This window comes from Achromobacter deleyi, from assembly GCF_902859705.1.
Lineage (GTDB): Bacteria > Pseudomonadota > Gammaproteobacteria > Burkholderiales > Burkholderiaceae_B > Achromobacter > Achromobacter deleyi.
The window spans coordinates 77,036-90,151 of sequence record NZ_CADIJO010000001.1; the positions used below are offsets into that span (position 1 = coordinate 77,036).

The following is a 13,116-nucleotide window of genomic DNA, read 5'->3' on the forward strand; positions in this document are numbered from 1 at the left end:
GAGCCAGCCGTGCCCATCATTGAATCCATCGACGTTTGCGCCGCCGCGGTGCCCTTGGACAAGGTCACTTCGTTCTCGAACCGCACCGTCTCCACCCGCCATTACGGCCTGGTCAAGGTCCGCAGCGCCGATGGGGTGGAGGGCATCGGCTTTTGCTACGTCGGCAGCGCCGGGGGCGCGATCTTCGAAGCCGCGGTGCAGAGCCTGCTGGCGCCCGTGCTGCTGGGCCGCGATTCGCACGCGGTCGAAGGCCTGTGGCAGGCCATGTACCAGGAAGCGCTGCTGCAAGGGCGCCAGGGCACGGTGATGCGCGCGCTCAGCGCGCTGGACATCGCCCTGTGGGACCTGAACGCCAAGAGCGCCGGCCTGCCGCTGCACAAATTCCTGGGCGCGATGGAACTTGAAACCGTGCCGGCCTATGCCAGCGGCGGCTACTACCTGGACGGCAAGACGCCGCAGCACCTGGGCGAGGAAATGGCCAGCTACGTCGCCAAGGGCTTCAAGGCCGTCAAGATGAAGACGGGCCGCCTGTCGCCGCGCGAAGAAGAAGCGCGCCTGAAGGCCGCGCGCGAAGCCGTGGGGCCGGACGTGGAACTGATGATGGACTGCAACAACGCCTGGCAGGACGTGACCCAGGCCATGCAGTACATCCGCCGTTTCGAGCAGTACGAACCCTATTTCATCGAAGAGCCGTTCGGGCCGGACGACATCGACAGCCACGCCAAGCTGGCGCGCCTGACGCACCTGCCGATCGCCACCGCTGAAATCGGCTACGGGCGCTGGTACCACAAGGAGCTGCTGGACAAGGGCGCGGCAGGCATCCTGCAGACCGACGCCGCGGTGTGTGGCGGCATCACGGAATGGAAGCGCATCGCCGCGACTGCCGCCAGCTACGGCGTGGTGGTGTGCCCGCACTGGTTCCACGATGTGCACGCGCCGCTGGTGGCCGCCACGCCCAATGCGCGCTATGTTGAATTTTTCTGGGACGATCAGGTCCTGAATTTCCGCAAGCTGGTGGACCGTCAACTGACCCATAAGGAAGGCCGCGTGGTGCTGCACCAGGAACCCGGCCTGGGATTCGGTTTCGACGAACGCATGGTCGAGCGTTACGGCAAGTGGACCCGCATCGGCCGCTGACAAGGAGAGCATTCATGAGCACCCGAGCCGCGGACCGGCCGCAAGGCGTTTATTCCCCGGTCCTTACGCCCTTCAACGCAGACCTGTCGCCCAGCGCGCCGCGCTTTGTCGGGCACTGCCGCGGCCTGCTGGAGCAGGGCGCGGGGCTGGCGATCTTCGGTACGAACTCCGAGGCGAACTCGCTCAGCGTGGCCGAAAAGCGCCACCTGCTCGATGCCTTGCTGGATGCGGGCCTGCCGGCTGCTCGCATGATGCCGGGCACCGGCGCGTGCGCGCTGCCCGACGCGGTGGAGCTGACCCGCCACGCGGTCAACGCCGGCTGCGGCGGGGTGCTGATGCTGCCGCCTTTCTACTACAAGGGCGTCAGCGATGAAGGCCTGTTCCGCGCCTTCGCGCACGTGATCGAGCGGGTGGCCGACGAGCGTCTGCGCATCTACCTGTATCACATCCCGCCGGTGTCGGGCGTGCCCATCAGCCTGGGGCTGATCGACCGCCTGCTGGGTGAATTTCCCGGCATCGTTGCCGGTATCAAGGACAGCTCGGGCGACTGGGCCAATACGCAGGCCATGCTGCGCGACTTCCAGCCGCGCGGCTTTGACGTGTTCGCGGGCACCGAAACCGTGTTGCTGGAGACGATGCGGGCGGGCGGCGCCGGCTGCATCACCGCCACCGGCAATGTCAACGCCGGTCCCATCGTGGCGCTGTACCGCTCATGGAAGGAGGCCGGTGCCGAAGACCGGCAGCGCGCGTTGAATGAAACCCGCGCCATCTTCCAGTCGTATCCGATGATTCCGGCGATGAAGGCGGCGATCGCGCAGCGGCGCAACGATCCGGTGTGGGCGACGGTGCGTCCGCCGCTGGTGGAATTGACCGACGCGCAGGCGGCGCAGCTGGCACAGCGCCTGGCGGCGCCGGTGGTTTAAGCCACGGGCAGGACAAGCCGCCCGAGAGGCAAGCCGCATCGTGGCTGGCCTGGCGGGCGGCAAGCAGGGCTTACTTAAACAGTCGCCGGGCATGAACCCGGCGCGCGAGGAGACAAGCATGCAACGTAGGCATTTCATTACCGGCGCCGCGGCGCTGGGGGCGGCGCTCGTCCTGCCGTCGGCGCGGGCGCAGGATTTGCCGCCCGGCCCCGTCAAGATCGTGGTGGGGTTTCCGGCGGGCGGCGGCACGGACGTGCTGGCGCGCCTGTTGGGTCAGAAGCTGGGCGTGATGTGGGGTATTCCGGTGATCGTCGAAAACCGCGCGGGCGCGGCCGGCATCATCGCGGCCGAACAGGTGGCGCGCCAGCAGGGTGATGGCAACACGCTGCTGATGGCCCACGTGAACAGCCACGGCATCGCGCCGGGCCTGCAGCCCAAGCTGGGCTATTCCGCCGAGCGGGATTTCTCGCCCATTGCATTGGTGGGCAAGACCCCCACGCTGCTGATCGGCGGCGCGGACCAGCCCGCCAAGAACCTGCCGGACCTGGTGGCGCTGTGCCGGGCCCAGCCGGGCAAGATCATCTTCGGGTCCGCGGGCAGCGGTTCGGCCCAGCACCTGGCGCTGGAAATCTTCAAGGCGCGCGCCAATATCGATGTGCTGCATGTGCCCTACAAGGGGTCGGCGCCATTGATGAACGACCTGATGGGCGGCCACGTGCAGTATTGCTTCGAAGGCATGACCACCGCCACGCCGCTGATCCAGTCGGGCAAGGTGATGGCGCTGGCGCAGACCTTGCAGCAGCGCTCCAAGAGCCAGCCCAATGTGCCCACCGTGGCCGAGCAAGGCTACCCGGGGTTCGAGGCCAGTATCTGGTTCGGCATGGTCGGTCCGGCCAAGATGCCCGCCGCCATGGTCCAGCGCATGAATCAGGATATCGACCGGGTGCTGGCCATGGCCGACGTGCAGGAAAAGCTGGCGCAAGTGGGGGCCGAGGATGGCGGCGGCAGCGTGCAGCGCTTTGCCGATTTCATGCGCGACGAACAGCGCAAATACGCCAAGACCATCCAGGACGCGAAGATCGTGGCCGAGGGTTGAGCGGGCGCGGCATCGATGAGCAAGGCGGCCCGTCGGGCCGCCTTTTTCTTGCGCGCCGTCAACGTGCGGGCAGGCCGGCGGATGCAAGATGGGCGCTCGCCCGCCGGGGCGGATGAGGCAAACAGGGGAACTTCCGTCAAATAGGTCTGCATTTCGCCGGATGTCGGCGAAATCCGGACTGCTAGCATCATCGGGACCCTCGCGAGAATCCTCGAATTCGAACTCTCCGGCGGCACTTTCCTTGACGCATGATGACTACTATTTAGGGGCGGACCATCCAGGGCTTGCGGGCATCTGGTCGACATTGGCAGCGCAGTTTCATGCGATGCCACTGCAACCGCCGGAACATGCCTTCGATCCTGCCTGGGTGGCAGCTGGAGGCAGTATGAATAACTTGAAGCTTGGAACCCGCCTGGCGGGTGGATTTGCCGTCTTGCTGGCCATGATTCTCACGATGTGCATCGTGGGGCTGGTGAGCCTGGCCAACATCAACGCATCGGTCGAGACCGTCACGCAGCGGTCGTTGATCAAAGAGCGCCTGATCAACGATTGGGCCCGCAATATCCAGACGGGCGTTACCCGCACCACCGCGATCGCCAAGAGCGCCGACGCCAGCCTGGCTGGCTTCTTCGCGGAAGAGGCCGCCACGTCCACGCGCAATTCGTCAGCGTTGCAGCAAAAGATCGAACCCATGATCGAAAGCCCCGAAGAGCGGCAGCTCTGGGAAGGCATCGGCAAATCGCGGGCGGAATACTTGCGTACGCGCGATGGCATCTTCAAGGCCAAGCAGGAAGGCAATGTGGAAGCGGCCAACAAGATCTTCACGCAGGAATTCCTGCCGGCCACGCGCCAATTCATCGACCAGATCACGAAGCTATCCAATCTGCAGCGTGCCGATATCGACGCGCAAGGCGCCGGCATCGAGAAAGCGTATGGGGCGGCCAATTTCTGGATGATCGCCATCGGCTCCCTCGCGGTCGTCAGCGGCCTGCTGTTGGCGGTCTTGCTGACGCGCGGCATTACCCGGCCGCTGTCGCAGGCGGTGCGCGTGGCGCGCACGGTGGCTGCCAACGATCTGACCAGCAACATCAACGTGACTTCGCGCGACGAGATCGGCCAGCTGATGCAGGCGCTGCAATCCATGAATGCCACGTTGGTGGGTACCGTGGCCAGAATCCGCACCGGTGTCGACAGCATCGCGTCCGCATCGGGTGAAATCGCGGCGGGCAATACCGATCTGTCTTCCCGTACGGAGCAGCAGGCGGCGTCGCTGGAAGAAACCGCTGCGTCCATGGAGGAGCTGTCGTCCACCGTGAAGCAGAATGCCGACAGCGCCAAGCAGGCGAACCAGCTTGCGGCGGCGGCGTCGGGCACCGCATCGCGGGGCGGCGCCACCGTCTCCGAGGTCGTCAGCACGATGAGCGCGATCTCGGCCAGTTCGGTCAAGATCGCCGATATCGTTTCCGTGATCGATGGCATTGCCTTCCAGACCAACATCCTGGCCTTGAATGCCGCGGTGGAAGCCGCGCGGGCAGGTGAGCAAGGCAAGGGCTTCGCCGTGGTCGCGGCCGAGGTGCGCACCCTGGCGCAGCGCAGCGCCCAGGCGGCCAAGGAAATCAAGGTCCTGATCGAAGACACCGTGTCCAAGATCCGCCAGGGATCGGGCAGCGCGGAACGCGCGGGCGCGACGATGCAGGAAATCGTGAGTTCGGTGCAGCGCGTGACCGACATCATGGGCGAGATCGCCGCCGCCTCCGCCGAGCAGGCCGACGGCATCGAGCAGGTCAACCGCGCTGTCTCTCAAATGGACGAGGTGACGCAACAGAATGCCGCGCTGGTGGAAGAGGCTGCCGCGGCGGCAGGTTCCATGCAGGACCAGGCGGCGGAACTCACGCGAGCCGTCAGCGCCTTCAAGCTGCCGGGCGGCAGCCAGGTGGCGGGTCGGCCGGCCTTGGCATCCACGGGGTCGACCGACCATCCGTCGGGCCCCGCGCTGCGAATCGCGGCGTACTGAGTCTGTCCAGCGCCTGCGGGCGTTGGGCTGAGACGTTGGGCTGAGAAAGAAAAAGGCCAATCCCGAGGGATTGGCCTTTTTGGAATACTGGCGGAGAGGGTGGGATTCGAACCCACGGTACGGGGATACCGTACGCCTGATTTCGAGTCAGGTACATTCGACCACTCTGCCACCTCTCCGTGGCTGGATTCCGTAACGGCGTCTGGTCTTGCGCAAATGGGGGTTAGGCCATCAGCGCCTTTCCTTTCACAATCAGATCCCTGGTCGGAAGAATCTGCGTTGTCGGAGCAGCGAAGCCCGCAATTCTACAGCAAAAAAATAATTTGTGTAAAGCCCCTCGGTTTCGTCGGCTACAGGGAGTTTCATCGGCTTTCGCGGCGGGCATTCTTTGCGCAGAATCGGACTGTCTCGTCCCCGTCGCCTGGCCCCGATGAACCTGATCCTCATCCTGTTGCTCGCCGCTGTCCTGTGCGTTCCCTTGACCCAGCGGCTGGGGCTGGGGGCCATTCCGGGCTACCTGCTGGCCGGGGTGCTGGTGGGGCCGTCGTGCCTGAAGCTGGTGACCGACGTGGGCGACATGGTCAACGTGTCGCAGTGGGGCGTGGTGATGATGCTGTTCATCATCGGCCTGGAACTGGCGCCCAAGCGGCTGTGGGCCATGCGCCGCGAGGTGTTTGCGCTGGGTTCGCTGCAGATGCTGGTGTGCGGCCTGCTGCTGGGGCTGGTGTTCGGCGCGGCGCTGCGCCACCTGGCGGGCATGGAGTGGCAGGCGGCGGTGCTGTGCGGGCTGTCGCTGGCCTTGTCATCGACCGCCGTGGCCCTGCGTCTGCTGGACGAACGCGGGCTGACGCGCACCCCGATGGGCCGGTCGGCGCTGGGGGTGCTGCTGTTCCAGGACATGGCGGCGATACCCATGCTGGTCGCGGCCGGCCTGCTGGGGGCGGGCAGCGCGTCCGAACCGTCCTTCAAGGAAGCCCTGATCGCGGTGGCGGTGGTGGCCGTGGCCTATCGGCTGCGCCTGTTGGGCTGGGCCGCCAAGGCCCAGGTGAACGAACTGTTCACGGCGGCGGCGCTGCTGATGGTGATCGGCACGGCGCAGCTGTTCAACTATGCGGGGCTGTCGGCGGGCCTGGGCGGATTCCTGGTCGGCGTGCTGATGGCCGAGTCGCGCTATCGCGACGAACTGGAAAGGGCCATCGATCCCTTCAAGGGCCTGCTGCTGGGGCTGTTCTTCGTGGCCATCGGCATGTCCGTGAACCTGCACGTGGTGGCGGACCACTGGGCCTTCATCCTGGCCGGCGTGACGGCGCTGCTGATGGTCAAGGCGGGGGTGCTCTACGCCTTTGCCCGCTTCCTGGGGCTGCCGCGGTATCACCGCCTGCTGTTCGCCATGGTGCTGGCGCAGGGCGGCGAATTCAGTTTCGCGATCTTCAACGAGGCCTGGAGCAACCACCTGATGGACCTGGACCAGCGCGACGTGCTGGCCGTGGTGGTGGCGATATCGATGGGCGTGGTGCCCATTCTCATCAAGCTGCTCGAACGCGTGCCCGAGCGCCTGGGCGGCATGGCGGATCTGCCGGTCGTGGAACCTGCGGCCGAATCCGAATCCGAGCCTGGTTCGCCGCCGCCCGGCGTCGAGCCGCCGCCGGCAGGACAGGGCGCGCAGCCGGCCCGGCCGCAACCGGACAAGCCCGCCGCTTGACCCCGCGGGCCGTGGGGGCATGGCATGATTGGCGCCTTGCCGGGCAGCTACACTTGACGCTGTTTTTTCAGCCCGTGTTTCGCCCGCGGCGCCGGCCGGCGCGTTTCGGCCGCCGCCCGCATTCCGCGCCCCGCCACAGGAGAATATCTATGCTCAAAGGAAAAGTCGCAGTCGTCACCGGTTCCACCAGCGGGATCGGCCTGGGTATCGCCACGGCCCTGGCCCAGCAAGGCGCCGATATCGTCCTGAATGGCTTCGGCGATGCCGCCGAAATCGAGAAGCTGCGCGCGGCCCTGGCGGCCCAGCATGGCGTCAAGGTGCTGTACGACGGCGCCGACCTGTCCAAGGGCGATGCCGTGCGCGGCCTGATCGACAACGCCGTGCGCCAGGCCGGCCGCATCGACATCCTGGTGAACAACGCCGGCATCCAGCACACCGCGCTGATCGAGGATTTTCCCGCCGACAAGTGGGACGCCATCCTGGCGCTGAACCTGTCGGCCGTGTTCCACGGCACCGCGGCGGCCCTGCCGCACATGAAAAAGCAGGGCTTCGGCCGCATCATCAACATCGCGTCGGCGCATGGCCTGGTGGCCTCGGCCAACAAGTCGGCCTACGTGGCCGCCAAGCACGGCGTGGTGGGCTTCACCAAGGTGACGGCCCTGGAAACCGCCGGCCAGGGCATCACCGCCAATGCCATCTGCCCGGGCTGGGTGCGCACGCCCCTGGTTGAAAAGCAGATCTCGGCGCTGGCCGAAAAGAATGGCGTCGACCAGGAAACCGCCGCCCGCGACCTGCTCAGCGAAAAGCAGCCGTCGCTGCAGTTCGTCACGCCCGAGCAATTGGGCGGCACGGCCGTTTTCCTGGCGTCCGACGCCGCCGCGCAAATCACTGGTACGACCGTTTCCGTCGATGGCGGCTGGACGGCGCGCTGATAAAGGAACTTCGAATGCTGTTTTTGCTTTCCCCCGCCAAGAAGCTGGACTATGACTCGCCCGTGCACGTCGAGACCCATACCCAGCCGTTGTTCGTGGACCAGGCCGCCGGCCTGATCAAGGTGCTCAAGACCAAGAGCGCCGACGATATCTCCGACCTGATGAGCCTGAGCCCGGCCCTGTCCGAGCTGAACGTGCAGCGCTACGCGCACTGGAAGCGCACGTTCACGCAGGCCAATTCGCGCCAGGCCGTGCTGGCCTTCAATGGCGATGTCTACGAAGGGCTGGATGCCTCGACCCTGTCGGCCAAGCAGCTGGACTGGGCGCAAGAGCACGTGGCCATCCTGAGCGGCCTGTACGGCGTGCTGCGGCCGCTGGACCTGATGCAGCCGTACCGCCTGGAAATGGGCACGCGGCTGGAAACGTCCAAGGGCAAGAACCTCTACGAGTACTGGGGCAGCGGCATCGCCGACTACCTGAACGAGCGGCAGGCCGGTCAGAAGGCGCCGGTGATCGTCAATCTGGCGTCCGAGGAATACTTCAAGTCGGTCGACCTGAAGGCGCTCAAGGCCCGCGTGGTGCAGTGCGTGTTCCAGGACTGGAAGAACGGCGCCTGGAAAATCATCAGCTTCCATGCCAAGCGGGCACGCGGCCTGATGGCGCGCTACGCGATCCAGCACAAGGTCGCCAAGCCCGAAGGCCTGCACGGCTTCGACCTGGAAGGCTACAAGTTCGACGCCTCGGCCTCGTCCGAGGACAAGCTGGTGTTTCGCCGCAAGGTCTGAGCGGCGCCATCGAAGTGAAAACGCCGGCCTCTTGCGGGGCCGGCGTTTTGTTTTCTGCGAAGCCTGATCTCAAGCCGGCGCTGCCACCGGCGGCGCATGCTGCGGGTCCGCCAGGGCGTGGAGTTCCTGGCGAATCATGTGCGCCGCCTTCAGCATCTGCTTGACCGGATACACCAGCGCCGCCTGTTCGCCTTCGGTGTCGAACTGGGTGGGCAGGTTGGACGGTGGCTGGGCGCGGTTTTCGTCCAGCAGGTCGACCATGCCGGTCAGCGCTTGCTGCACAGCTTCGGGCGTGGCGGGCAGGGCCGCCAGGATCGGGATGGCCGCGGTGATCTGCGAGGCCAGCACGTGGTTCTGGATCAGCAGGTTGTTCAGTTCGGGCACGCTGACCTGATGCGATTTCGGCTCGCTCATCATGCGGTAGAAGGCCTCGGCGAAGTTGCTGAACGCAATGTGCACGTTCTTGCGCGCCAGCCGCCAGGCCAGGTCGGCGTCGGTGACGGCCGGAATCTCGTCGGCGCTGGCCCCGACCGGCGCGCCGTGGGCCTGCATGGCTTCGACGTAGCGCAGGCCGGCCATCAGGTATTCGCGGTTGGCGCGCGTGGCGGCCGCGGCCAGCGGCTTGAGATAGCGCGCCTCCCACCAGGGCAGGATGTAGCTGCACACCAGCGCCAGCGCGCAGCCCAGCAGCGTGTCGATGGCGCGTTCGCCGATCACCGCCATGGATACCGTGCCGGGCGAGACGAAGTGGAACACCAGCACCACGAACAGCGTGTTGAAGATGGCGCTGGCCATGTAGTTCAGCTGCACCAGGCTGTTGCCCATGATGCAGGCGGCCAGCAGTACGGCGAACAGCAGTTCGGCCCGATCCGTGACGTTGAACAGCAGCAGGGCGCAGATGCAGCCGATCAGGGTGCCCATCAGGCGCCAGCCATTGCGCTGGCGGGTCAGCGCAAAGCCCGGCTTCATGATGATGACGATGGTCAGCATGATCCAGTAGTTGTGCGCCGAGAACGCGGGCGACAGCCAGCGGCTGGCCAGCGTCATGGCGATGGCGGCCGCGGCGGTGACGCGCAGCGCATAGCGAAAGTGCGGCGAGTCCAGCCGCAGGTTGCTGGTCAGCAGCCCGAAGCGGAATTCCTGGCGCGAGATGAAGCGGGTCAGCGACTTGTTGATGCGCAGCACGTCGGTGGGTTTGGCGTGCGGCGAGGCCGCGGTATGGTCGGCCAGGCGGTCGACGATGCGGGCGGAATTGCGCAGGCGCCGCAGCACTTGCACGATCAGGGCCAGCATTTCCGGTTCGCGTTCGCCCAGGCCCTGCTGCTTGAGCTGTTCGATCTCGTATTCGATGGCGCGCAATTCTGCCTTGGCGCTGCTGCGGTACTGCACCTTGCGCCCGCGCGACACGTCCAGCGCGATGCGGTTCAGTTCCAGCGACATCTTCACCAGCGCGTCGCGCATGAACATCAGGCAGTCATTGCCGGCCAGCGCGCGACGCAGCGCGGCGTAGTCGGTATGCGTGGCCACCAGCGTGTCGAGCAGCTGCAGCATGTCCACGAACATGTTCCAGATCATCACGCGCTGGCGGTCGCCCATGCCCTTGCCGCGGGGCAGGGCGCGCAGCACCATGTCGCGCGCGGCCTGGTGCTTTTCGGTCATGACCGACTGGCGCTGGATCAGGTTGCGGTAGGCCTCGTCCAGGTCTGCGGTTTCGTCATAGAAGGCGGCGCGCGCGGCGACGTAGTCGGCCGTGGCGAACAGCGCCACCGACATGGCCTGTTGTTCTTCGCGCAGCCAGAACAGGCGCGAGAAGCCCAGGCTGAAGACGACGTAGAACAGCGCCCCGCCCAGCGTGGCAGCGGCATGCGCCAGGACCTCGTGCGGTTCGAGCGGCGAATGCATGGTCAGCGTCATCAGCAGCAGGCCGGCAAAGCCGATCAGGCCGCCGCGCTTGCCGAACACGGTGAACATGGAATAGACGAAGCACTGCGCAATGACCACCAGCCAGATCAGCACGGGGTGGGTGGAGGCCAGGCCGGTGATGATGACGGTCAGTGTGCCCAGCGCCGCGCCGCCCAGCATTTCGTTGGTGCGGTGCCGCTGCGGGCCGCCGGGCTGGTCGATGATGGCCAGGCACTGTGCGCCGAACGTGGCGACCAGGCCCGTGGTGTAGTGGCCGAACAGCCCGCCCAGCACCAGCACCGGCAACAGCATGCCCACCCCCTGCCGCACTCCGCCGAAGAAGTAGTGGCTGTAGAGGAAACGGCGAATGCTGGCAATGCGCAGATCCATGGGGCGCGTGTTCGATTGCGAAAGACCAAACAAGTATAGAGAGAGCGGCCGGATTTTTGGGGTCAGATGGTTACGGAGTTTCCCGCAACCTTTACGAATCCGGACCAAACGACATCCCTGCAACCTTCTCGCAACGGTTCGAAAACCGTCGATTTGCTACCTTTGCCGCAACGCGGTAAATTGCTCCACTTGCGCCGGTCTGCCTATCCGAAACCGGCGCGTTGAGGCGGATGGTCAGGGTCACCTCCCAGCCATCCTGCAGCAGTTACACCTGCCGTTGGCCGCGCCACAAGCGTGTGTTGCCAAGGCTTCCATTTCGACCTCCAGCGTCCCCCAGGGGCGTTTGCACTGCGTTCTGTCGAGCGTGTGCCGGGTCGGCAAGGTGTCCGGGTGGCGTGGCTCCGTGAGCCGCTAAGCGCCGGATCATGTTGTCGTAGCCGGTATGGGTTCCGTTGCCGCCGTATCCGGGCGGGCAGCAGTCAGGGTTGCAGGGCCGGTACTGAAAGGAAATACAACATGGAACTGAATGGCGCCGATATCGTCGTGCGCTGCCTGGCCGATGAAGGCGTGGAACACGTTTTCGGCTACCCCGGCGGCGCTGTGCTTTACATCTACGACGCGATCTTCAAGCAAGACAAATTTCAGCATATCCTGGTTCGTCACGAGCAAGCCGCCGTGCACGCCGCCGATGCCTATTCGCGCTCGTCGCAAAAGGTCGGCGTCTGCCTGGTGACCAGCGGACCGGGCGTGACCAATGCCGTCACCGGCATTGCCACCGCCTATATGGATTCCATCCCCATGGTCATCATCAGCGGGCAAGTGCCCACTGCGGCCATCGGCGAGGACGCCTTCCAGGAATGCGACACCGTCGGCATCACGCGTCCCTGCGTCAAGCACAACTTCCTGGTGCGTGACGTCAAGGACCTGGCCGAAACCATGCGCCGCGCGTTCTACATCGCGCGTACCGGCCGTCCCGGCCCGGTGCTGGTGGATATCCCCAAGGACATCACCGTCGCGCAGTGCAAGTACACCCCGCCCAAGGGCGAGATCTCGATGCGTTCCTACGCGCCCGTCAACAAGGGCCACCAGGGGCAGATCAAGAAAGCCGTGCAGATGCTGCTGGCCGCCGAGCGGCCGATGATCTACACCGGCGGCGGGGTCATCCTGTCGAACGCCGCGCCCGAGCTGAACAAGCTCGTGTCGCAGTTGGGCGCGCCCTGCACCAGCACCCTGATGGGCCTGGGCGGCTACCCCGCCAGCAGCGGCCAGTTCGTGGGCATGCCCGGCATGCACGGCACGTACGAGGCCAACATGGCGATGCAGCACTGCGACGTGCTGCTGGCCATCGGCGCCCGCTTCGATGACCGCGTGATCGGCAATCCCAAGCACTTTGCGCAGAACGCCCGCAAGATCATCCATATCGATATCGACCCGTCGTCGATTTCCAAGCGCGTGCGCGTGGACGTCCCGATCGTCGGCAACGTCAAGGATGTGCTGGCCGACCTGAGCGCCCAGTACGAGGTCGCCGCCGCCGAACACAAGCCGGCGTCCATCACCAAGTGGTGGGAGCAGGTCGAGACCTGGCGCGGCAAGGAATGCCTGAAGTTCGCCAACTCGGACGAAGTCATCAAGCCGCAATACGTGGTGGAAAAGCTCTGGGAAGTGACCGGCGGCGACGCTTTCGTCACGTCCGACGTGGGCCAGCACCAGATGTGGGCGGCGCAGTACTACAAGTTCGACAAGCCGCGCCGCTGGATCAATTCCGGCGGCCTGGGCACGATGGGCGTGGGCCTGCCGTACGCCATGGGCGTGCAGATGGCCAATCCGGGGCATGACATTGCCGTCATCACCGGCGAAGCGTCGATCCAGATGAACATCCAGGAACTGTCGACCTGCGCCCAGTACCGCCTGACGCCCAAGATCGTCTGCCTGAACAACCGCTTCCTGGGCATGGTCCGGCAGTGGCAGCAGATCGATTACGGTTCGCGCTATTCCGAGTCGTACATGGATTCGCTGCCCGACTTCGTCAAAGTGGCCGAGGCCTATGGCCACGTGGGTCTGCGCATCGAACGCCCGGCGGATGTCGAGCCGGCGCTGCGCGAAGCCTTCAAGAAGCACAAGGATCGCCTGGTCTTCCTGGACTTCATCACCGACCGCACCGAAAACGTGTGGCCGATGGTCAAGGCCGGCCGCGGGCTGACCGAAATGCTGCTTGGCTCTGAAGACCTGTAAGGA

General features: G+C 65.5%; 9 protein-coding genes and 1 tRNA gene. 8 read left to right on the top strand and 2 right to left on the bottom strand.

From position 1 onward, the window contains the following. Nucleotides 1-9 precede the first annotated feature (9 nt). The 4 genes from HV798_RS00370 (at nt 10) to HV798_RS00385 (ending at nt 5,170) form a co-directional block, all read left to right on the top strand. The gene (locus tag HV798_RS00370) at nt 10-1,137 is read left to right on the top strand and encodes a mandelate racemase/muconate lactonizing enzyme family protein (protein WP_025136916.1); all 1,128 of its coding nucleotides are present in this window, start codon (nt 10-12) and stop codon (nt 1,135-1,137) included. 14 nt (nt 1,138-1,151) lie between these two features. After that, on the top strand, nt 1,152-2,060 hold the full coding sequence (locus HV798_RS00375; RefSeq protein WP_175190881.1) for a dihydrodipicolinate synthase family protein: 909 nt from the start codon (nt 1,152-1,154) through the stop codon (nt 2,058-2,060). Nucleotides 2,061-2,178: 118 nt separating this feature from the next. Continuing rightward, the gene (locus HV798_RS00380) at nt 2,179-3,156 is read left to right on the top strand and encodes a Bug family tripartite tricarboxylate transporter substrate binding protein (protein ID WP_175190882.1); all 978 of its coding nucleotides are present in this window, start codon (nt 2,179-2,181) and stop codon (nt 3,154-3,156) included. Nucleotides 3,157-3,541: 385 nt separating this feature from the next. Then, entirely contained in the window at nt 3,542-5,170 is a 1,629-nt protein-coding gene (locus HV798_RS00385) for a methyl-accepting chemotaxis protein (RefSeq protein ID WP_175190883.1), read from the top strand. 88 nt (nt 5,171-5,258) lie between these two features. Here HV798_RS00385 and HV798_RS00390 read toward each other — a convergent pair. Continuing rightward, nucleotides 5,259-5,349: transfer RNA gene (locus HV798_RS00390), tRNA-Ser, on the bottom strand. A 251-nt stretch (nt 5,350-5,600) separates the two neighbouring features. Here HV798_RS00390 and HV798_RS00395 point away from each other — a divergent pair. From HV798_RS00395 to yaaA, 3 genes are all read left to right on the top strand, one after another. Then, nucleotides 5,601-6,872, top strand: coding sequence for a cation:proton antiporter domain-containing protein (locus HV798_RS00395; RefSeq protein WP_175216318.1), 1,272 nt, complete (start codon nt 5,601-5,603; stop codon nt 6,870-6,872). Nucleotides 6,873-7,021: 149 nt separating this feature from the next. Continuing rightward, complete coding sequence (locus HV798_RS00400; protein ID WP_025136921.1) at nt 7,022-7,804, top strand: 3-hydroxybutyrate dehydrogenase; 783 nt, start codon at nt 7,022-7,024, stop codon at nt 7,802-7,804. Between the two features lie 14 nt (nt 7,805-7,818). After that, complete coding sequence (gene yaaA, locus HV798_RS00405; RefSeq protein ID WP_175190885.1) at nt 7,819-8,589, top strand: peroxide stress protein YaaA; 771 nt, start codon at nt 7,819-7,821, stop codon at nt 8,587-8,589. Nucleotides 8,590-8,658: 69 nt separating this feature from the next. Here yaaA and HV798_RS00410 read toward each other — a convergent pair whose 3' ends face one another. Continuing rightward, nucleotides 8,659-10,881: an FUSC family protein gene (locus HV798_RS00410; protein ID WP_175190886.1), complete on the bottom strand. Its 2,223-nt coding sequence runs from the start codon at nt 10,879-10,881 to the stop codon at nt 8,659-8,661. A 462-nt stretch (nt 10,882-11,343) separates the two neighbouring features. Between HV798_RS00410 and HV798_RS00415 the strand changes: the two genes are divergently transcribed. Continuing rightward, nucleotides 11,344-13,113 carry an acetolactate synthase 3 catalytic subunit gene (locus tag HV798_RS00415; RefSeq protein WP_255358781.1) on the top strand — a complete coding sequence of 590 codons (1,770 nt, stop codon included), beginning with the start codon at nt 11,344-11,346 and terminating at the stop codon, nt 13,111-13,113. The last annotated feature ends 3 nt before the right edge of the window (nt 13,114-13,116 follow it).